The organism is Hymenobacter properus (assembly GCF_015694735.1).
In the GTDB taxonomy this organism is placed as follows: domain Bacteria; phylum Bacteroidota; class Bacteroidia; order Cytophagales; family Hymenobacteraceae; genus Hymenobacter; species Hymenobacter properus.
In genome coordinates, this window is sequence record NZ_JADQDP010000006.1 from 82128 (window position 1) to 103513 (window position 21386).

16 protein-coding genes are annotated in these 21386 nt (G+C 62.8%); 4 read left to right on the forward strand and 12 right to left on the reverse strand.

Annotation, left to right across the window (positions count from 1 at the left end):
* Position 1 precedes the first annotated feature (1 nt).
* The 5 genes from I2I01_RS20955 to I2I01_RS20975 form a co-directional block, all read right to left on the reverse strand.
* On the reverse strand, positions 2-2266 hold the full coding sequence (locus tag I2I01_RS20955; protein ID WP_196288478.1) for a DUF4175 family protein: 2265 nt from the start codon (positions 2264-2266) through the stop codon (positions 2-4).
* Entirely contained in the window at positions 2263-3876 is a 1614-nt protein-coding gene (locus tag I2I01_RS20960) for a BatA domain-containing protein (protein WP_196288479.1), read from the reverse strand. Before I2I01_RS20960 ends, I2I01_RS20955 begins: the two co-directional genes overlap by 4 nt.
* A gap of 63 nt (positions 3877-3939) precedes the next feature.
* On the reverse strand, positions 3940-4815 hold the full coding sequence (locus tag I2I01_RS20965) for a DUF58 domain-containing protein (protein ID WP_196288480.1): 876 nt from the start codon (positions 4813-4815) through the stop codon (positions 3940-3942).
* Positions 4816-4951: 136 nt separating this feature from the next.
* Positions 4952-5929 (reverse strand): AAA family ATPase, encoded by a 978-nt coding sequence (locus I2I01_RS20970; RefSeq protein ID WP_196288481.1) that lies wholly within the window; start codon positions 5927-5929, stop codon positions 4952-4954.
* A 96-nt stretch (positions 5930-6025) separates the two neighbouring features.
* On the reverse strand, positions 6026-6649 hold the full coding sequence (locus I2I01_RS20975) for a DUF4159 domain-containing protein (protein WP_196288482.1): 624 nt from the start codon (positions 6647-6649) through the stop codon (positions 6026-6028).
* 261 nt (positions 6650-6910) lie between these two features.
* Here I2I01_RS20975 and I2I01_RS20980 point away from each other — a divergent pair, with 261 nt between their 5' ends.
* On the forward strand, positions 6911-7540 hold the full coding sequence (locus I2I01_RS20980; RefSeq protein ID WP_196288483.1) for a porin family protein: 630 nt from the start codon (positions 6911-6913) through the stop codon (positions 7538-7540).
* Between the two features lie 128 nt (positions 7541-7668).
* Here I2I01_RS20980 and I2I01_RS20985 read toward each other — a convergent pair whose 3' ends face one another.
* The 7 genes from I2I01_RS20985 to I2I01_RS21015 all read right to left on the reverse strand — a co-directional run bounded on the left by I2I01_RS20985 (position 7669) and on the right by I2I01_RS21015 (position 18296).
* Positions 7669-8994, reverse strand: coding sequence for a TldD/PmbA family protein (locus I2I01_RS20985; protein WP_196288484.1), 1326 nt, complete (start codon positions 8992-8994; stop codon positions 7669-7671).
* Between the two features lie 31 nt (positions 8995-9025).
* Positions 9026-10675, reverse strand: a complete 1650-nt coding sequence (locus tag I2I01_RS20990) for a TldD/PmbA family protein (protein WP_196288485.1) — start codon at positions 10673-10675, stop codon at positions 9026-9028.
* 174 nt (positions 10676-10849) lie between these two features.
* On the reverse strand, positions 10850-12184 hold the full coding sequence (locus I2I01_RS20995; RefSeq protein WP_196288486.1) for a TldD/PmbA family protein: 1335 nt from the start codon (positions 12182-12184) through the stop codon (positions 10850-10852).
* Between the two features lie 162 nt (positions 12185-12346).
* On the reverse strand, positions 12347-13996 hold the full coding sequence (locus I2I01_RS21000) for a TldD/PmbA family protein (RefSeq protein ID WP_196288487.1): 1650 nt from the start codon (positions 13994-13996) through the stop codon (positions 12347-12349).
* A gap of 146 nt (positions 13997-14142) precedes the next feature.
* Positions 14143-15462, reverse strand: a complete 1320-nt coding sequence (locus I2I01_RS21005; protein ID WP_196288488.1) for a TldD/PmbA family protein — start codon at positions 15460-15462, stop codon at positions 14143-14145.
* Positions 15463-15607: 145 nt separating this feature from the next.
* Positions 15608-17260, reverse strand: a complete 1653-nt coding sequence (locus tag I2I01_RS21010) for a TldD/PmbA family protein (RefSeq protein WP_196288489.1) — start codon at positions 17258-17260, stop codon at positions 15608-15610.
* Positions 17261-17489: 229 nt separating this feature from the next.
* Positions 17490-18296, reverse strand: coding sequence for a phosphatase PAP2 family protein (locus tag I2I01_RS21015; protein ID WP_196288490.1), 807 nt, complete (start codon positions 18294-18296; stop codon positions 17490-17492).
* Between the two features lie 340 nt (positions 18297-18636).
* Here I2I01_RS21015 and I2I01_RS21020 point away from each other — a divergent pair, with 340 nt between their 5' ends.
* The 3 genes from I2I01_RS21020 (at position 18637) to I2I01_RS21030 (ending at position 21369) form a co-directional block, all read left to right on the forward strand.
* The gene (locus tag I2I01_RS21020; protein ID WP_196288491.1) at positions 18637-19314 is read left to right on the forward strand and encodes a response regulator transcription factor; all 678 of its coding nucleotides are present in this window, start codon (positions 18637-18639) and stop codon (positions 19312-19314) included.
* 137 nt (positions 19315-19451) lie between these two features.
* Positions 19452-20768, forward strand: coding sequence for a sensor histidine kinase (locus I2I01_RS21025; protein WP_196288492.1), 1317 nt, complete (start codon positions 19452-19454; stop codon positions 20766-20768).
* A gap of 109 nt (positions 20769-20877) precedes the next feature.
* Positions 20878-21369, forward strand: coding sequence for a DUF6799 domain-containing protein (locus I2I01_RS21030; protein ID WP_196288493.1), 492 nt, complete (start codon positions 20878-20880; stop codon positions 21367-21369).
* The last annotated feature ends 17 nt before the right edge of the window (positions 21370-21386 follow it).

The following is a 21386-nucleotide window of genomic DNA, read 5'->3' on the forward strand; positions in this document are numbered from 1 at the left end:
GCTAGCGGCTGAGCTCTTGGAAGTAACGGCGCCCCAACCGGTCGGGGCCAGCGGCCGAAACCGGTGTGGGCGCGGGCGCGGGCAGCAGGTCGGTGAGGGCGCGCTCCACCACGGGGCGGCACTCGGGGCAGGCCGGCCGCCCGGCCCGAACGTCGGCGGCCAACTGCCGCAAGGCCTTAAGGGCAGGCAGATACACGCCCGGCCGCGTCAAAGCCGCCCCAGCCAGCACGGTGCCGGCCTGGTCGAGCAGGCGCGCATCGGCCGGGTTGGTTTGAGAATTTGTCGCTTGGGTTGAAAGCCACCGCAGGCCCGCCCGCACGGCGGGCTGGGCAACCGGGGCCGTTATCTGTTCCTGCCGGTGGGGCACGGCCGCCCCGGCCAGCTCGCCGGTGAGGCGCACCGTGGCTTCAGGCAGGGGTGGGGGCGTGAAGCCGGCCTTTTTAACGAACACACGGGTTTGCTGCTGCACCTCCTTCAGCAGGCGCAGGGCGCGGTACTCGTAGGGGCGGGCCGCCTGGAGCTGGCCGGTGCGCAGGCGCAGCTCGGCGGCCCACATCTGGTCGAGCACGGCGTGGAGCTTGGTCTTGATGGCCGGCTCCAGGAAATCGGCGGTTTCGGCGTCGTCGTGCTTGTGAATGTAGGGGTCCATCAGAGCGTCGGTTGCGGCCGTGGGCGAGGCCTTGGCGGGCGACACCGACGGGGCGGCGTGGTCGTGCTCGTCGTGGCCGTGTTCGTCGTGCTCTGGTGCATCGGCCGTGGGGGCTGCGGGTGCGTCTTCGTCTTCGGCAATTGGCGCACGCGGGGCCGGCGCTCCAATGCCGGCCTCCGACTCTTCGCCCAGAAACTTGCCGTAGCGCAGGCGCAACGTCTGTTGGTCGAAGCCCAGGGCGTTGGCCCGGCTGGCCACGGTGGCGGCGTCCAGCTTCGCCTTTTCGGCAATGAGTTTTTCCGTATCGATGATAATCTGGCGCTGGCTGCGGAAATAGGCGGGCGCCACCTTCACGCCCATGCCCAAGTCGGGGGCGCTGTCGGCCACGGCCGTGTCCTGCCATTGCACCAGGTAAGAATCAGTGCGGGCGGTGTGGCCAGCGTTGTCGCGGGCAGAGAAGTAGAAATACAGTTCGTCGCCGTAGGTGAGGCCCAGCCTGGGCAGATTGAGCAGGCTGCCCAGGCTGGCCTGCGTACCGCCGAGGCCGTCGCTTAGGTCGCGCCGCACCTCCCGGAACTTCACCGCTTCGCCCTGGCCCTGCGCCACGGTGATGACCAACTCGGCTCGGCTCAGGCCATAGTCGTCGCGCAGGGTGGCCCGGATGGGCACCTCGGGGCGCTGGCCCATGGCGGCTACCAGCGTGTAGGGCTTCGGGGTGCTGATGCGCAGGACGGGCGCCTGGTCGGGCCGCACGTCGATGGCGTAGTCGTCTGAAACCGTGCCCGCATAACGCAGCCGATAAAGGGCAGAAGCAGTTAGTACTTGCTCAGTGAAGAACAGGCCGGTCTGGCCGGGCACGGGCTTGAGGGGCACCACGCGCCGGCCCAGCTCCAGTACGGGGCCGGCCGACTGCTTGGTGCCGCTTACCCGCACCTGCCAGCGCACGCGCGAGCTTTCCGGGCACAGAAACGACGCCTGCGCCGGGGCAAAAGCCGGCTGCCGGGTATAGGCGGGCGGAGTCACCAGCAGCTGGGTTTCGCTAATGCGCGCTACGGCTGGGCCCGTAGCGGCGGCCGGATTGTTATTGAAATGAACGGCCACCGGTGGCGGCGAAGCAGGGGCGGGGCGCCCGGGCCACCACCAGGCGGCCGCGCTGGCCAGCAGCAACGGCAACGTCAGCCCAAGCGAGAGGCCAAACGAAACCGGCAGTCGGAGGTGCCCGGCGTCGTGCAGCTCCTGCAGCCGCTGGGCCACGCGGCGCTGCTGGAGCTGTTCCAGCAAATTCAAGTCGCTGGCCTCGCGCCCCAGCAAGCCGGAGCTGTCTTCCAGCGCCGGGTACTGCCGGTCGAGTTGGGCCGCCATCGTGGCCGCGCGGAGCTGCCGAAGCGGCCACAGCCGCCACCCCGTCAGCAGCAGAACCAGCGCTACGGCCCCTGACAATGCCCATCCGGCTGCCGGCCACCGCCCTGCCAGCAGCCCCAGTAGCAGGCAGGCGGCCAGCGCCGGCAGCAGCACTGCTACTGCCCAGCGAGCTACATAGCTTAGCCCGGCAGCGCGGAGCAGCCGCCGCGCCGCGGCAACATCGGCAGCAGTTTGCGAGCTGGTGGTCTGACTCATAGCGTGGGGTGCAAAATTCGATTTTCGCGACGGCGAGCCAGCAGGCGTTCTAACAAAAACAAAAGCCCGGCCACCAGCACCAGCCACGGCCGCAGTTCGGTGATGCGCTGCCTCATCGGCTGAACCGGGGCGTTGGTTGGCAGCAAACGGGGGCCGGCAGTTAGCTGGGAGGGGTCGAGGACGCGCCGGTCGAAATGCTGCAAGCGCTGCTCTAAAGCAAGGTTGCGAGGGCGATACAATATCGGAGCCGTTGCATCGGTGGCTTCGGGTTGCAGCAGGGCCAGCAGCCGGGCCGGGAGCTCGGGGTCGTCGGCCAGCTGGCTCCAGGCAGGCGAAAGGCGGGTATGTAGCTGGTAGATACCGCCTCGCCCCAGTGCCTGTCGCGAGAGCACCGGGCGGCCCAAGCCATCGGCCCACAGCGTTTCTTGCCCCACAGCTACGCGCCCGGTCCCCCGCCGAAATATCCGAACCGAAGCCGACGGCGACTCAGTTACCAAAGTCGAAGTATCGGCCACCCCCACGTCTGCGGCTTCTTGCCAGAGGTGGCTGCCAAATGTTTTTAGGTCCTCACGCAGCCCCGCAGGCAGGGGTTCGGCCGAAAGCCAGAACGTCCAGCCCGTAAGATGCCGGGGCGGGGCCGATACCCGGCGCAACTGAGGCGGAATGGGCATTCCAAGGGCGACGGCCCGCAAGGCGGCCTCCAGGTAGCGGGCATCGGCCGCAAATTCCGGCGTGGCATAGACATCGATAACCAGCGGCGGAATACCCACATCAACCTGGTAATCGGACCTTTGCGCACCCGTCGGAGCCAGCACGAAGTAGTCACGCCCTTCTTTATCGGAGAGAAAGCGCACGGGAGCCAGGCCGGGCACCCGAATGAGTTGCCCATGGTGCTGTTCCCGCACTTTTTCCCGTCGGTAGGTGGTGCCGGCTTCGCGGCTGTGGCCCACCAGCAACTGCAAGCTGTCGCCGAAGCTGTGGGCAGCTGCCAGCCAGGAAGCGGAGCTAGTGTCGGGCAGCGCCTGCCAGCGTATGCCCGGCGGCAATGGCGCGTGGCTGCCGGACAGATTGCGCAGCCGGGCACTTGTTACCACAAGCAGCGGCTGGCCGGGAAATACCGCCACAGCCTGCTGTACACGCGCCCAAGTGAATGTTGCGTTCAAATTAGCCCCGGCCGAATCGGCGGCGCCCGGCTGCCCTGCCGCCCGCCACCGGCTGCCCGACAGCCGCGGGAAGCCCGCCGCCAGCCAGCGCAGCCCGTAGCCCCGGCGTCGCAACGAATCGATGGTGGGTTTCAGGGCCGCCAGTGCGGGCAGCCCTTGCACCTCTGGGCTCAGCAGCACCACGCCCCGGCTGCTGAGCTGGGGCTGCTGCCAAACCGGGCCAGCCACCGCCACGGCCAGCACCGCCAGCAGCGCGGCCCGCAACAGCAGCAGCCAAAGCTGCTCCAGCTTCAGGTTGCGCAGGCGGCGGTTGGCGCCCGCGGTCAGCCAGCGCAGGCTGCCCACGGCCACCTCGCGGCCGGGCCGGCGGTTCCAGAGATGAATGGCCACCGGCACCAGCAGCCCCGTGAGGGCCAGCAGGGCGGCAGGGTTGAGCAGCGCGAACAATGAATTACGAAATCAGAAACGTGGTAACAGACGGGGAAACCGCGGCAAAGGTGGCTTTGAGAATTAACCGGCAAGCTGGCGCCGGCGCAGAAACTCCCGCATCGCGGCATCGAGCGGCTGCGCGGTGTCGAGCAAATGGTAATCGAAGCCCTGGCGACGGGCCTGCTGGGCGGTTTCGCGCAGCCACTGCTGCAGCTGTTGCAGGTAAGCCGGCCGCTGCTGGTCAGCATCAAGCTGTAGGGTTTGGCCGGTTTCTAGGTCTTTGAATGTAACGGCGCTCCGGTAGCTAAATGTCAGCTCGTTGTGCGCCATCAGGTGCAGCAGAAGCACCTCGCCGCTGGTGGCGCGCAGGCGGGTGAGCAGCGCATCGATTTCGCCTGCTTTCTCATACAAGTCGCTTACGCACACCGCGAGGGCGCGCTGCCGCCGAGCCGTAAGCGGGGCCAGCGTTTCGGGCGTCGGAAAGCTGCCCTGGGCCTCCGCCGTTTCCAGGGCGTGGTAGAGGCGGGGCAGCTGGCGGGCATCGGCGCGGGGCGCGAGGTGGCGCAGGCCGGCCGGGCTGAGAATGCTGAGACCCACGGCGTCGCCCTGTTGGGTTGCCAGGTAGGCCAGCGCGGCCAGCAGCAGCCGGGCGTAGTCGAGCTTGCGCAGCCCGTTGTCGTCGCGGTGGTTCATGCTGGCGCTGGCGTCGAGCAGCAGGTGCACGGTCAGGCTGGTGTCCACCTCTGACTCGCGCAGGTAGTAGCGGTCGGACCGGGCGGCCAGGCGCCAGTCGAGGCGGCGCAAGTCGTCGCCGGGCTGGTAGGGGCGGTATTGGCTGAACTCCATGCCCGCGCCGTGCCGCCGGCTGGCGTGCGCGCCGTTGAGAAAGCCCTCGGCCGCTTGCCGAGCGGCCAGGGGCAGGTTGCGCAGGCCGTGCAGGAGTTCGGGGGAAAGCATTTTGGGGATGGTTTCAAAAAGTAAGAAACGTCATGCTGAGCGCAGCCGAAGCATCTCTACCGCAGCAGTAAATGAATCACTCTCGCAGTAGAGTTGCTTCGACTGCGCTCAGCATGACCTCCTGTTATGACACGAATCAAACCGTTACCGCTTTCAACAGCTCGGCCACCGCGTCGTCCGGCGTCAGGTTCTCGGCTTCGGCGTTGAAATTCAGTAGCACCCGGTGGCGCAGCACTGGTGGCGCCAGCGTGCGAATGTCTTCCAGTGTGGCGGCGAAACGGCCGTGCAGCAGGGCCCGGGCTTTGGCGCACAGGATGAGCGCCTGCCCGGCCCGCGGCCCCGCACCCCAGCGGCCGTAGTCCTTGATAAACTTCACTTCCGATGTGGCCGGCCGGGTGGCCCGCACCAGCCGGTTCACAAAGTCCAGTAGCTCAGGGCTGAGGCTCACTTGCCGCACCAGCGCCTGCAGCTCCCGGATATCGGCTCCGCCCAGCACCGGGCGCACCGTTTGCCCAGCCGCACCGGTGGTGCCGCGCAGCACCGCCAGCTCCTCCTCGGCTGTGGGGTAGCCGATGCGCACGTATAGCAAAAACCGGTCGAGCTGCGCCTCGGGCAGGGGATAGGTGCCACTCTGCTCAATCGGGTTTTGAGTGGCCAGCAGGAAGAAAGGGCGGGGCAGCGCATGCTCCTGCCCGGCGTAGGTGACGTGGCCCTCCTGCATGGCCTCCAGCAGGGCGGCCTGGGTTTTGGGCGGCGTGCGGTTGATTTCGTCGGCCAGCACCAAGCTGGCGAAAATGGGCCCCGGCTTGAAGGTGAAGGAGCGGCGGCCGGTACCATGTTCTTCCTCCAGCACCTCGGTGCCGAGAATGTCGGTCGGCATCAAATCGGGCGTGAACTGGATGCGGCGGAAAGGCAAGTCGGTAGCGGCGGCCAGCGTGCGCACCAGCAGCGTCTTGGCCAGGCCGGGCACGCCCTCGAGCAGGGCGTGCCCGCCGGCTAGCAGGGCCACCAGTACTTCATCCAACACCTCCGCCTGGCCCACAATGACCTTGGCAATTTCGGCCTTGAGGACCGGCAGCTTGGCGAGGAGGGTTTTTACTTCTTGTTCGTTCATCTTCGGTTTTTGGTTGCTGGTTTTTAGTTTTTGGCCTAAGTGCTTTCGTCCATCTGGGATTGGGCCAAAAACCAAAAACCAGCAACCAAAAACCAATTAAGTCAAAGCATACAGCAGAATATTCACCCCAAACTTGGTGTTGTCTTCGGCCAGGAAGCGCTTGTTGCGGAAGTCGTAGTCCCACTCGCAGCCGTAGTCTTTGTTGGAATACAGCACCCCGATGCGGCCTTTGATTTCAATGGCTTTCAAGTAGTCGTGCACCAAGTCGTCGCCCCAGCCGTTGAGTTCGAAGCCGGTGTTGGGCGGGCCGTCTTTGAAGGTGAAAAATTGGGAGTAGATGGGGTGGGTTTTGGGGATTTTCTTCAGCGCCCCGGTGCCGAAGCACTGGCGCATCTGCTCTTCGAATGAGCGGGCAAACAGGCCATCGATGTCGTGGTTGCAGTCGTCGACAAACACGAAGCCGCCGTTGCGCACGTACTGGGTAAAATTCTGCTTCTCAGCGCTGGAGAACTGCACCAGCCGGTGCCCACTGAGGTAACAGAAAGGGTAGTTGAACAGCTCCGGGCTATCCAGCGCCACTACTTTTTCTTTGGGGTCGACGGGCACTTTGGTGTATTGCACCAGCGAATGCAGCAGGTTGGCGGGCATGCGCTCGTCCACCGCGTCCCAGTCGCCGGAGTGGTATTTCAGGCGCACGAAGGTGAAAGGGGCAGCGGGCACGATAGGGAAGGAGAGGGACGTAAAAAACGAAGAAAATAAACCAGGCGTCCGGGCAATAGTCGCACTGAAAATAATGGCGTTGCTTTCGGCGTTGGTTTAGCGGTGAAAAAGGTGGTCAAATACAGCGCCCGAATCCACAACCTTTTGCCGAATGCCCGCGGTATGCAAACCAAACCAACACAGCGGCTTGCTGCCGAAGCTACGGCCGAAGCTGCAAAAGTTTTTAATCTATTTCCATCACCCTATTCCTATTTGTTTGCTATGAAAAAGCTGCTGCTTATTACTCTCCTGAGTTTGTTTTTACTGCCGCTGGCACATGCCCAATTCGGCATCAAAGGCGGCCTGAACGTGGCCGAGCTGACGGGCCGCGACGGGGAAACATCTTCTTATAAGCCCTTCTACCACGTTGGCATTTTCTACCAGGCCAACCTACTGGGGCCGCTGTCCATTCAGCCGGAGGTGCAGTACTCGCTGCAAGGCGGCAACCTGAAATCGGCTTATACCGACTACGACAGCCAGCTGCACTACCTCACCGTGCCCATCTTGGCCAAGCTCACCGTGGGGCCGGTGTTCGTGGAGGCCGGCCCGCAGTTCGGTGTGCTGCTCAGCGCCAACCAGAAAGGCAACCTGCAGGTAGGCTTCACGCCCGATGGCCAGCCTGCCTACGGCAACCAGTCGCGCCCGGCCACCAGCGAGTTCAAGCGTGGCGACTTCAGCGTGGTGGGCGGCGTGGGCCTCAAGCTGGGCAGCAGCTTCTCGCTCGGCGGCCGCCTGGTGGCTGGCCTCAACGACATCAACGACGCCAAGAACCTGAGCGGCATCAACGACCCGCGGCTGCAAAATCGGGTGTTTCAGGTGTACGCGGCGCTACAGTTTGGAGGCAAGGAGTAGGGCCTAAAACAATCATTGAACGTCATGCTGAGCGCAGCCGAAGCATCTCTACCGCGCAAGTAATTTATTTACTATTGCAGTAGAGATGCTTCGGCTGCGCTCAGCATGACGTTCTTCTGCTTTCGACTTTAAATCGCATCCGATAGGCTGGTGAACGTGAAGTCCCGGATTTTCAGCGGCGGAATCAGGCAGCCGGCCAGGCGCTGGGGCCGGCCAATGGCCTCGATGTTGTTGAGCATGATGATGGGGCTTTCGTTGAAGCGCAGGTTTTTGATGGGAAACTTAATCTGCCCGTTCTCGATGTAGAACGTCCCGTCCCGCGTGAGGCCGGTGAAGAGCAGCGTCTGCGGGTCGACTTCGCGGATGTACCACAGGCGCGTGACCAGAATGCCTTTGGCTGTGCCCTTGATGAGTTCGGCGGTGCTTTGCGTGCCGCCGGCCATGATGAAGCCGTTGGGGTAAGCCGTGGCCGGCACCTTGTTTTTCTCGGCCCAGAAGCGGCTGTAAAACAAGTTCTTCACCACGCCTTTCTCTACCCAGGTCTGGCGCTTGGTGGGCAGGCCGTCGCCGTCGAAAGCATTGCCCGGCACCTCCGGGTTCATGGGGTCGGAGTAGATGGTGATGCGCTCATCAAACAGCTTTTCGCCCTTGCGATTGCCGCCGCCTTTCTTGCTCAGGAAGCTGCGGCCCTCGTCGGCCTCGCGGGCCCCCATGCCAAATACCAGCCCGCCCAGCAAGGACAGGTCGTCGCCCGCCATCAGGGCGGCGGGCTCCAGAATCACGGTGTATTTGCCGGGTTCGATGGCTCGGGCGTTGACCGAACTCAGGGCTTTGTCGACGGCGCGCTGGGTGAGGCCCTTGGCGTTGAGCTTGGCGGGGTCCGTCGCGTCGGCAATGGCGTAGCCCGAGCCGCGCCCGTCGGCCGTGCGCACCGTCACCGAAAAGTCAGTGTTGGTGGACTGCTGGTAGGCTTCCAGGCCTTTGGAGTTGCGCTTGGCCACGAAGCTGGTACCACCATCGAGGAAGCCAGCGGCGGTGAGGTTTTTGGCGGCGCACAGGTTCATGCTGTCGGCCGCGGCCTGGGCGCGGGTGGCGGCCGTGAGCTGCGTGGTGGCCGTTGAGGGCGGGTTCAAATAGGTTTGCGGCCCAAGCATGGGCACATACTCGGGGCTTTCGGGCGCGAGGCGGGCAATTTCTTCGGCCCGCTGGACGCAACGCTTCAGAGTGGCGTCGTCAAACTCGTTGCAAGTGGCAATGCCGCTGCGCTTTCCGAAGCGGCTTTCCACGGCCAGCGACACGGAATCTTGGGCGCCGGCCGTGCTCACGCTGTTGCGAGCGTAGCGAATGTTGCCGGTGGTGCGCCCGCGCAGGGAGGCTTCGCACTCGTCGGCGGTGCTGTAGGTGAGTACCTTTTTTAGAAGGGCCTGAGCGTCTTCTTTAGAGAGAATGGCCATGATGAATTTGCAGAAGTAGGGGTGAGGGAGGCTAAACTTTGCGCGCCGTATTGATGACGTTCACGCCGTTGAAGCGCGTGGTGGCCGAGCCGTGGCTGACCGACGACGACTGCATGGGCTGGCCTTTGCCGTCGAAGAAGGTGCCGAACAAGCGGTAGTCCGACGCGTCGCATGAGCCCGCGCAGGCCCCCCAGAATTCCTGGGTGTTCGACTGATACGCCACGTCTTCCAGCGGCTCGGTGATTTTGCCTTTCTCGATGGCGAAAAACAGCTGGCCGCCAAACTGGAAGTTGTAGCGCTGCTGGTCGATGCTGAACGAGCCGGCGCCGGCTATGTAAATGCCCTTGTCCACGCCTTTCACCATCTCGTCGGGGCTCATTTTGGCGGTGCCGGGGCGCAAACTCACGTTGGGCATGCGCTGGAACTGCACGTCCTCCCAGCTTTGCGCGTAGGCGCAGCCGTCCGATTCCTTTTGGCCCACGATGTGCGCCTGGTCCCTGATTTTCTGGTAGTTCACCAGCTTGCCTTCCTTGATAATATCCCACTCGCGGGTTTTCACGCCCTCGTCGTCGTAGCCCACCGTGCCCACCGCACCGGGCTGTAGCTTATCGGCCACGATGTTCACCGCCTTCGAGCCGTAGGGCAGGTTCTTCGCCTTCCATTCCAGGGTAGCAAAGCTGGTGCCGGCAAAGTTGGCCTCGTAGCCCAGCACGCGGTCGAGCTCGGTGGGGTGGCCCACGCTCTCGTGGATTGTCAGGCCCAGATGGCCGGGGTCGAGCACGAGGTCGTACTTGCCGGGCGTGACGGATTTCATGCTGAGCTTGGCTTTGGCCTGCTTGCCGGCCAGCGCGGCATCGGCCAGCAGGTCATAGCGCAGCTTGTAGCCCACGGTGTCGGTACCCTGCGGGCCGCGCACCTGCTCGGCCGCGCTGGGCGTGAGGTACTCGTAGCCCATGCCCACCGGCGCGCTCAGCGACTCGCGCGAGCGGAACTTGCCGCTCTTGGTGTCCACCGCCGTGGCGTTGAAGGTGGGCCAGAGCCGGTGAATGTCCTGGTCGATGTAAGAGCCGTCGGTGCTGGCAAAGTACTTCTGCTCATTCACCTGGAACAAGCCCGAGTTGATGTAATTGGCCCCGGCATCGAGCGCGGCGGCGTTAGCGGCCAGCAGCAACTCTACCTTCTGCTTGATGGGCACCTCGAAAGCACTCTGCTGGATGGGCGTTTTCCAGCTCACTTCGCCGTAGCCCTGCTGGGCGGCCAGCTGCACGGGCTCCTTCAGCACCAGCTTGTTGGCTTTGGCAATGTTGGCGGCCTCGCGGGCTGTAGCGGCCAGGCTGGCTTCCGTCACCACGCTGGTAGAGGCAAAACCCCAGCACCCATTCACGAGCACCCTGATGCCCACGCCGTAGCTCTCGGTGCTCACAATGTTCTCCACCTGCTTCTCGCGCGTGAACACGTACTGGTTGAGCGAGCGGCCAATGCGCACGTCGGCGTAGCTGGCGCCGGCGGCCTTGGCGGCGTTCAGGGCCGCATCGGCCAGGCGCTTTTTCACGATGACGTCGGCGCCCGGTTCCAGCAGGCGGGCAGGGTCGACGGGGGTGTGGCCGAAGCCCGGCAGGCTCGGCAAAAACAGGGCCCCGGTGGCCAGGCCGGTGAGGCCCACAAAGTCACGTCTTTTCATAAGGTTGCAGAAGGGTAAAAGGTGTTGGAATAATTAAATGTAGGAATAAAAGAACGTCATGCTGAGCGCAGTCGAAGCATCTCTACCGCGTAACTAATAACATTTAGTATTGCGGTAGAGATGCTTCGACTGCGTTCAGCATGACGTTCCGTTTTCCTTCAGTCTGAAATGGGATTACACCGCGTCGGAGAGGCTGGTGAAAGTGAAGTCCCGGATTTTGAGCGGCGGCACCAGGTTGCCGTTCAGGCGCACGGGCTTGCCGATGGCTTCCAGGTTGTTAAGCATGATGACCGGGCTTTCGTTGAAGCGGAAGTTTTTCACCGGAAACTTGATTTGCCCGTTTTCGATGTAAAAAGTCCCGTCCCGCGTGAGGCCGGTGAAGAGCAGCGTTTGTGGGTCGACGGGGCGGATGTACCACAGGCGTGTTACCAGAATGCCTTTGGCTGTACCCTTGATAAGGTCGGCCGTGGTTTGGGTGCCGCCTTCCATTATCCAGCCATTGGGGCGGGGCAGGTCGGGAATGCCGGCCTTTTGGGCCCAGAAGCGGCTGGAATAAAGGTTCTTCACTACCCCCTTTTCAATCCAGGTGGTGCGCTGCTGCGGCCGGCCGTCGCCGCTGAACGTGACGTCGGCAATTTCTGGGTTTAGCGGGTCGGAGTAGATGGTAACCCGCTCATCGAACAGCTTTTCGCCCTTGCGGTTGCCACCGCCTTTCTTGCTCAGGAAGCTGCGGCCTTCGTCGGCGTTGCGGGCATCGAGCGAGCCCATAAGCGCGCCCAGCAGCGAGGTGTCCACGTTGGAAAGCAGCGCGTTGGGCTCCAGAATCACGGTGTATTTGCCTGGCTCAATGGCCCGCGCTTTCACCGACGACGCGGCTTTGTCGGCCGCAATTTTGGTGAAGCGGGCCGCGTCGAACTTGCTGGCGTCCACGTAGTCGCCCGAGGCGTAGCCCGAGCCCGTACCGTCGGGCGTGCGCACCGTAATTGAAAACGTAATGTTGCTGACCTGCTGGTAGGCTTCCAACCCCTTGGAGTTGCGCTTGGCGATGAAGCCATGCGAATCATCCAGGAAGGCCGCCGAGCTGAGCTTGCGTTGGTCGCACAGTGCCATGCTGGCCCCGATTTGGTTGGCCCGGTAATCGGGCGTGATGCCGGCCGTGGCCGCCACGTAGGAGCGGCTGCCGTCGAGGTACTGCTGGGGCCCGAGCAGCGGCATGTACTCCGGGCTTTCGGGCGCGAGGCGGGCAATTTCTTCGGCCCGCTGCACGCAGCGGCGGAGGGTGGCATCGTCGAACTCGTTGCAGGTAGCAGTGCCGGCGCGGCGGCCGAAGCGGCTTTCCACGGCCAGCGAGGTGTTGTCGTTGGCCCCGGCGGTGCTGATGGAATTGCGGGCCGAGCGCACGTTGCCGCCGGTGCTGCCGCTGAGGTTGGCCTCGCACTCGTCAGCCGTGCTAAAGCTGAGAACTTTCTTGAGTATGGTTTGGGCTTCGTCTTTGGAGAGAATGGCCATGAGGAAGGGTTGAATTTTGATTGTTGAGGGCTGAATGATTCAGAAACGTCATACCGAGCGTAGCCGAGGCATCTCGCTCGCTTCGTTGCCATCGTCTTGATTATTGCCGCACACAAGATGCCTCGGCTACGCTCGGCATGACGTTCATACTAAGCCGTTCAATTAGCCAATTTTCCGCGCCGTATTAATCACGTTCACGCCGTTAAACCGCGTGGTGCTGCTGCCGTGGCTCACGGCCGAGCTTTGCGAGGGTTGGCCCTTGCCGTCGTTGAAGGCGCCGAAGAAGCGGAAGTCGCGCTCGTCGCAGGTGGCGGCGCAGGCGTTCCAGAATTCCTGGGTGTTGGCCTGGTAGGCCACGTCTTCCAGCATCTCGGTGATTTTGCCCTTTTCGATGGCGTAGAACACCTGCCCGCCAAACTGGAAGTTGTAGCGCTGCTGGTCAATGCTGAACGAGCCATTGCCGGCGATGTAAATGCCCTTGTCCACCCCGCGTACCAACTCATCCACGCTCAAAGGTGTCTTGCCGGGCTGCAGGCTCACGTTGGGCATGCGCTGGAACTGCACGTCCTGCCAGCTCTGCGAGTAGCAGCAGCCGTCCGATTCCTTCTGGCCCACCACGTGCGCCTGGTCGCGGATTTTCTCATAGTCCACCAGGCGGCCTTCTTTGATAAGGTCCCAGCGCTTGGTTTTCACGCCCTCGTCGTCGTAGCCCACCGCGCCCAGCGTGCCGGGAGTCACCTTGTCGGCCACAATATTCACCACTTTTGAGCCGTAGGGAATACCCTTGGCTTTCCACTCCAGCGTGGCGAAGGAGGTGCCGGCGTAGTTAGCCTCGTAGCCCAGCACGCGGTCCAGTTCCAAGGGGTGGCCCACGCTTTCGTGAATGGTCAGGCCCAGGTGGTGCGGGTCGAGCACCAGGTCGTACTTGCCGGGCACCACCGATTTGGCCGTCAGTTTCTGCTTCACCTGCTTGGCGGCGGCGGCCACGTCTTCCAGCATGTCGTAGCTGTTTTTGTAGCCGATGATGTCGGAGCCGGTCGGGCCGGCCACCTTGTCGGCCGCCTTGGGCGTGAGGTACTCGTAGCCCATGCCCACCGGCGCGCTCAGCGCCTGCCGCGAGCGGAACTTGCCGCTGGCCCGGTCGATGGCCGTGACGCCAAACGAGGGATAAATCCGGTGAATGTCCTGGTCGATGTAGGAGCCGTCGGTGCTGGCGAAGTACTTCTGCTCATTTACCTGCGAGAGGATGGAATTCACAAACGACACGCCCAAATCCAGCGCCTTGGCGTTCACGCCCAGCAGCAAATCCACCTTGTCTTTGATGGGCACCTCAAAGGCGTTTTGCTGAATCGGAGCCTTCCAGCTCACCTCGCCATAGCCCTTTTGCGGGGCCAGCTGCACCTTTTCCTTCTGCACTTTAGAGTTGGCCTTGGCAATCTGCACGGCCAGCTGGGCGGCCTTGGCAATGCCTGCATCGGTCACGTTGTTGGTGCTGGCGAAGCCCCAGGTGCCGTTGGCAATCACGCGGATGCCGAAGCCGAAGCTCTCGGTGCTGCTGATGCCCTGCACCTGCTTTTCGCGGGTGAAGATGCTCTGATTTAGGTAGCGGCCGATGCGCACGTCGGCGTAGCTGGCGCCAGCGCTTTTGGCGGCGTTCAGGCCCACGTCGGCCAGGCGTTTTTTCTGGGCCACGTCGAGGCCGGGCTCCAGCAGGCGCAATGGGTCGACGGCACTGCCGAGGCTGGGGAAGCTGGGAAGGAACAGGGCCCCGGTGGCCAGGCCAGTGAGGCCCACAAAGTCGCGTCTTTTCATGAAATCAGAAGGTCAGTTTGAACTGTTAAAAGAACGTCATGCAGCGCGCAGCGAAGCATCTCGCGTGCAGGGGTAATTCAATTGTTGCAGACCAGTGAATAGTGGTGGCAAGCGAGATGCTTCGCTGCGCGCTGCATGACGTTCTGTTACACCGCGTCGGAGAGGCTGGTGAAGGTGAAGTCCCGGATTTTGAGCGGCGGCACCAAGCTGCCGTTCAGGCGCACGGGCTTGCCCAGCGCCTCCAGGTTGTTGAGCATAATCACCGGGCTTTCGTTGAAGCGGAAGTTCTTCACCGGAAACTTGATTTGGCCGTTTTCGATGTAGAACGTCCCGTCGCGCGTCAGCCCCGTGTAAAGCAGCGTTTGCGGGTCGACGGCCCGAATGTAGTAGAGGCGCGTCACCAAAATACCCTTGGCCGTGCCCTTGATGAGGTCGGCGGTGCTTTGGGTGCCGCCCTGCATTATCCAGCCGCCGGGGGGCGGGATGTCGGGCGCGCCCGATTTCTGGGCCCAGTAGCGCGAGGTGTAGAGGTTTTTCACTACGCCCTTTTCCACCCAGGTCACTTTTTGCTGGGGGCGGCCGTCGGCGGCAAATGTCAGGTCGGGCACGTCGGGGTTGGTGGGGTCGGAGTAGATGGTCACCCGCTCGTCGAACACCTTCTCGCCCTTCTTATTACCGCCGCCCTTCTTGCTCAGGAAGCTGCGGCCTTCGTCGGCGTTGCGCACGTCCATGGCGCCCATCATGTTGTTGAGCAAATCGATGGCCGCGGCCGGCTCCAGAATCACGGTGTACTTGCCCGGCTCAATGGCCTTCGCGCCCACCGAGGACGTGGCCTTATCCGCTGCCACGCGCGTGAGCCGCGCTGCATCGAACTTCGCCAAATCGGTATAGTTGGCAATGGCGTAGCCCGAGCCGGTGCCGTCGGCCGTGCGCACGGTGATGGAAAAATCAAGGTTGCTCACCTGCTGGTATGCTTCCAGCCCCTTGGAATTACGCTTGGCCACAAACCCCGCCGAGTCGTTGAAGAAGCCGGCGGAACTGAGCTTCTTTTGCTCGCACAGCGCCATGCTGGCCCCGATTTGCTCGGCCCGGTAGTCGGGCGTGATGGCGGCCGTACGTGCCGCAAACGAGGAAGGCGAGGCCAGGTAGCTCTGGGGGCCGAGCAAGGGCACGTACTCCGGGCTTTCGGGGGCAAGGCGGGCAATTTCCTCGGCCCGCTGCACGCAGCGCTTGAGGCTGGCGTCGTCGAACTCGTTGCAGGTGGCCGTGCCGCTGCGCTTGCCAAAGCGCGCCTGCACCGCCAATGACATATTCTCAACCGCCCCGGCGGTGCTAATGGTGTTGCGGGCCGAGCGCACGTTGCCGCCCGTGCTGCCAGTGAGGGTGGCCTCGCACTCATCAGCAGTGCTGAAGCTGAGGACCTTTTTCAGTATTGTCTGGGCTTCGTCTTTGGAGAGAATGGCCATGATTTATCTAATGTGGAGAGTGCTTAATGATTTCGAAACGTCATGCAGAGCGCAGCGAAGCATCTCGCATGGGGTAGTAAATAATTACTTCAGCACGCGAGATGCTTCGCTGCCCTCTGCATGACGTTCTTTCAAAGCCGTTCAATCAGCCAATCTTGCGCGCCGTGTTTATCACGTTCACGCCATTAAAGCGCGTGGTGGCCGAGCCGTGGCTCACCGCCGAAACCTGGCTGGGCTGCCCTTTGCCGTCGAAGAAAGAGCCGAACAAACGGTAATCCGACTCGTCGCAAATGGCGGCGCAGCTGTTCCAGAATTCCTGGGTATTAGCCTGGTAGGCCACGTCCTCAAGCATGCCCGCAATCTGGCCTTTCTCGATGGCGTAAAACACCTGCCCGCCGAACTGGAAGTTGTAGCGCTGCTGGTCGATGGAGTAAGAGCCGCGGCCGGCGATGTAAATGCCTTTGTCCACGCCCTTTATCAAGTCGTCGACGCTCATTTTGGCCTTACCGGGCTGCAGGCTCACGTTGGGCATGCGCTGGAACTGCACCGAATTCCACGAATCGGCGTAGCAGCAGCCGTCCGATTCGCTCTGGCCCACGATGTGGGCTTGGTCCCTGATTTTCTCATAGTTCACCAGCATGCCGTCCTTGATGAGGTCCCAGCGCTTGGTTTTCACGCCCTCGTCGTCGTAGCCCACCGCGCCCAGCGAACCCGGCTGCAGCTTGTCGGCCACAATGTTCACCAGCTTCGAGCCATAAGGAATTTTCTTTTCCTTCCATTCTAATGTGGCAAAGGAGGTGCCGGCGTAGTTGGCCTCGTAGCCCAACACGCGGTCCAGCTCCAAGGGGTGGCCCACGCTTTCGTGAATGGTCAGGCCCAGGTGGTTGGGGTCGAGCACGAGGTCGTACTTACCAGCCGCTACCGACTTGGCCGTGAGTTTTTCCTTCACCTGCTTCGCGGCCAGGGCGGCGTCTTCCAGCATGTCGTAGGAGTTGCGGTAGCCGATGAGGCCCGTGCCGGCGGCGCCCAGAATCTTGTCGGCCGCCTGGGGCGTGAGGTACTCGTAGCCCAGTCCCATGGGGGCGCTCAAGGCATCGCGCGAGCGGAACTTGCCGCTGCTGCGGTCGATGCCCGTGACCGAAAACGTGGGCCAGATGCGGTGCACGTCCTGGTCGATGTAGGAGCCATCGGTGCTGGCGAAATACTTCTGCTCGTTAATCTGAAACAGGGAGGAGTTCACGAAGCTGGCGCCATTGTCAAGGGCCTTCGCATTGGCCGCCAGCAGCAATTCTACCTTCTGCGCCACCGGCACCTCAAAGGCGTTTTGCTTGATGGGCGTGCGCCAGCTCACTTCGCCATAGCCCTTTTGCGGGGCCAGCTGCACTTTCTCCTTCTGCACCTTGGCGTTGGCCTTGGCGATGGACACGGCCAGTTGGGCGGCCTTGGCAAGGCTCGCTTCCGTCACCACATTAGTGGCGGCAAAGCCCCAGGTACCATTAGCCAGTACGCGCACCCCCGCGCCGAAGCTCTCGCCGCTAGCAATGTTCTGCACCTGCTTTTCGCGGGTGAAAACGCTTTGGTTGAGGTAGCGGCCAATGCGCACGTCGGCGTAGCTGGCGCCGGCACTCTTGGCGGCGTTCAGGGCTGCGTCGGCCAGGCGTTTTTTCTGGGCCGCGTCGAGGCCCGGTTCCAGCAGACGGGCAGCATCCACGGGCGTGCCGCCCAAGCTGGGGAAATGAGGTAGGAACAGGGCCCCGGCCGCGAGGCCGGACAGTCCTACAAAGTCGCGTCGTTTCAAAGCAGCGTAGTTGTTTAGAGAATAGAAGCAGCAGATTCGTAAAGATGGGTACAAATCTTAATCAAAAAGACAGCTAGTGGCGGTTTGCGTTGCGTTCTTTTGTAAAAAAGTCGGTTTGGCCCCTCTTTAGCAATCCGGCGGCTCTGGCTGTGCTCAACTGCTGCATTACCAAACGCGAAAAGCCCCAGACCTTTTCAGGCCCGGGGCTTTCGTTCTTTAGCAGAAATACCTACTTCGTCGGCCGCCAGGAAAGGCTCACGCCCGAAGCGCCGGTGCCTAAATACGCCGGCGTCATGCTCACGTCGCGGCCGATGCTTTTGCGGCCCCAGCGGTTGCGGTGGCTGAGGTAGGCCAAGTGAGCGGAGAGGATGCCGAAACCTGCGCCGGCCACCACGTCGGACTGCCAGTGTTTGTCGTTAATCATGCGCAGGGCGGCCACGCTGGTGGCAATGGTGTAAGCGCCCACGCCGTACCACTGGCTCTTGTCCCGAAACTCGGTGTGCACAATGCTGGCAGCCAGAAACGCCTGCGCCGTGTGCCCTGAGGGAAACGACAGATTATCAGAGCCGTTGGGCCGGGTTTCGTTGGCCAGGTATTTCACGGCGAAGGTGCTGGCCAGCATAATGGCTTCGCCCTTGGCAATGATGAGCAAGGTGTTGATGCGGTCGTTGCGCGACTCCACCCCCGCCAGCGCCACCGCGCCCAGTTCCACGTAGGGTAGGAAAATGAAGGTGTTGTCGAGCGTGGTGCTCACCGGCCGGAATTGCTTCTGCACAAATTCGCGCTCCCGATGGTTGATGCCCGCGTCGCCCTGCGCCGTGATGGCGCCATAGGTGATGAGTACGGCCGGAATGGCCACGGCCTTAAACAGCTTGCTTTTAAAGAACGGCTTGTTGCCTGGCGCCGAAACGCCACCGGGGTTGGCGTATTTTTTGGTGGTGTCGGTAGGTGTTGGATTGACCTGCGCCAGGGCCGGCTGCAGGGCGCCGCATAATAGCATTACGGCGGTAAAACGGGTGATTAGAAAGGTGCGCATAGCAGGGTAAATGGGTACGAATTCCCCTCTACGGACGACGTCATATAAACGTAACATACCACGCAAAAGCAATTTTTAGTCGCTTGAGCGACAATATTTTGCTGCAATAAAAAAATGCCCGTACAAGGCGCGAAGTGTTGAGATTCTGTTCAGAATCTGTTGATTCCCGGGCTTCTGGAAAGGAAGGCGGCGAGTAGCGGCGCCGGCTGGGTGAACGGCCGCAAGCCAGGTGGCCTGCATTGCGGGCCCGCGCTGCCGCCACGCGCGCAGAGAGGTACATTTTCCGCATTTTGCCCGTCCTTCGCGTTTTGGCTGCACCCCGCGCGGCCTCTTTCCGAAAATGAAAATTCTGCTTGTTGAAGACGAAGCCGCTCTGCGCGGCGCCCTGGCGGGTTCGCTGCGGCAGGCCGGCTACGTGGTCGAGGAAGTGGCCCGTTTCGCCGAGGCCCACGAAAAAATCGCGCTCCACCAATACGACTGCGTGCTGCTCGACCTTACGCTGCCCGACGGCGCGGGCCTCGATTTGCTGCGCGCCCTCAAAGCCAACCGCTCGGCCGCCGGCGTGCTCATCATCACGGCCCGCGACGCGCTGCAGGACAAAATCACGGGCTTCGACCTGGGCGCCGACGACTACCTCATCAAGCCCTTCCACCTCTCCGAGCTCAACGCCCGCGTGCGGGCCATCATTCGCCGCCGGCAGTTCAACGGGCAGCAGCAGATTCCCTTCCGCGAGCTGCTGGTGCTGCCCAACCTGGCCGAGGTGCACGTGCGCGGCGAGCTGTTGTCCCTCACCAAAAAGGAATACGACCTGCTGCTGTATTTCCTGGCCAACCCCGGCCGCATCCTCACCAAGGAAGCCATTGCCGAACACCTCATCGGCGACGCCGTGGATGCCGCCGACTCTTTCGACTTCATCTACACCCACCTCAAAAACCTACGCAAAAAGCTGCAGGAAAAGGGCGTCGAAAATTATATCCGCACCATGTATGGCGTAGGCTATAAGCTCAGCCACGAGTAAGCCAGTCGGCAAGCAGAGACGCAACATCTTGCGTCGCGTGGTGGAACGATGACGGCGGAATAGCCCCCGAACAGCGCGTGCGACGAGGCACAAGTCGGGGGCCTCCGCGCTCTGATTCAGTATCTTGCTTGCTCTTTATGAACCTGCTTAACGCCACCACCCGCTACTACCTTTTTCTGGCCTTGCTGCTGTTTGCGGTGGGCAGCGTGGGCCTCTATCACGGCATCAACTGGGCGCTGCGCACGGAGGTGAGTGAGCAGCTGGCCGACCGCCGGCGCGAGCTGCTGGCCAAAGCCCAGGCCAACGAGCTGGCCCCCGTGAGCCAGCTGGCCACCCTGCTCGACATCAGCCGCACGCCCCGCCCGCTGGGCTTCCGCGACACCATTTTGCTCGACCGCATCGAAAACGAGTGGGTGCCACACCGGCAGCTCACTTTCCCCATGGTGGTGCGCGGCGAGGGCCCCGTGTGGGTGTCGCTGCGTAAGTCGCTGGTCGAGGCCGATGACCTGCTGGGCGTGGTACTCTCGGTGATGTTGGGCGTGCTGGCCCTGTTGCTGGCCGGCATGGTGGCGCTGAACCGCTGGCTGGCCGGCCGGCTGTGGGCGCCTTTTCGGCACACATTGGCGGCCCTGCGGCGCTACGACTTGCAGCAGCACCGGCCGCTGGCGTTGCCCACGCCCGCCGTGGCCGAGTTTGCCGAACTCAACCAGGCCCTCAACACCCTCAGTCAACGCCTGGTGGGCGACTACGAGCAGCTGCGCGAGTTCACGGCCAATGCTGCCCACGAAACCCAGACGCCCCTGGCCATCATGCAGGCCCAGCTGGAGCAGCTGCTGCAAGTACCCGCCTTGGCCGAAGACCCGGCCGCGGCCCCGCTCGTGGCCGACCTCTACGGGGCCACACTGCGCCTCTCGCGCCTGCACCAGGCCCTGAGTTTGCTTAGTAAAATCGAGAACCGTCAATTCCCCGACGCCCAGCCCGTGCGCCTCGACCAGCTCCTGGCCGAAAAAGTAACCCAGTTCGAGCCCCTGTTCGAGGCCCGTGAGCTGCGCTACGGGCTCAACATGAACGGCGGGCCGGTGGCCGTGCGCATGCACCCCGGCTTGGCCGATTCCTTGCTGCAAAACCTCCTGCAAAACGCCGTGAAGCACAACGTGCGCGGCGGCGAAGTCACGCTGTACCTTTCGGCTGCTGAGCTAAAAATAAGCAACACCGGCCCAGCCGTGGATGGTGACCCCGCGCGATTCTTCGAGCGTTTTCGCAAGCACAACGCCGCCTCAGAGTCGCCGGGGCTGGGGCTGAGCATCGTGCAGCAAATCTGTGAATATTACGGGTTTGGGCTAGAATATCAATTGGGCGAAGCCGGCACCCGCCACATCCTGCGTGTGTCGTTTGCTGCGGCTGCCGTTTCTCCAGCGGCCGCTCGCGGCGCCGCAGCCCGGGCTTCGTATTAGCCCCCATTGGCGGTAAGAAGGCAGCCTGGCGCCGAATTTGACGTATACCGTCGCCCTGGGCCGTACCAATGCCCCGGCCGCGCGCCGTGAGCGTGCTTTTTCTATGCCCATGCGGACACTTCGGCTTTGCAGCGTGGCCAGCCTGTTGTGGCTGGCGCCGGATTGGTCGGCCCAGGCCCAACCAACGGCCAACAACGACGGCTTTCGCCGTTACAACGGCCAGATGGAGGTGGTGCGCAACGGCCAGCCCCGTCCCATGACCCACGATGCCCGCCTGCCCACCGGCGCCACTGTCACCAAAGATGGATTCATCGTCGGCCCCGAGGGCCATCGCACCGAGCTGGCCGAAGGCCAGGGGTGCGACCTGCGCGGCCGCCCCGTAGCCGTGCGCACCACTGCCGACGGCCGGTTGGCACTGGCCGGACCTGGCCGTTCAGCCCAGCCCGCCGTGCGCCCGCCGGCCCCCCCCCGCAGCCTGCTCGAAACCTTTGTGGGCAGCGCCGGCGCGGGCAAAGGCTGGGGACATTTTAAAAATAAGAAAGCCAAAAAGAAGCACGGCAAAGGCAAGGGCCATGGCCGGTGGAAAGGAGAGGACGACTAGTCGTTTGGTCGTAGCGC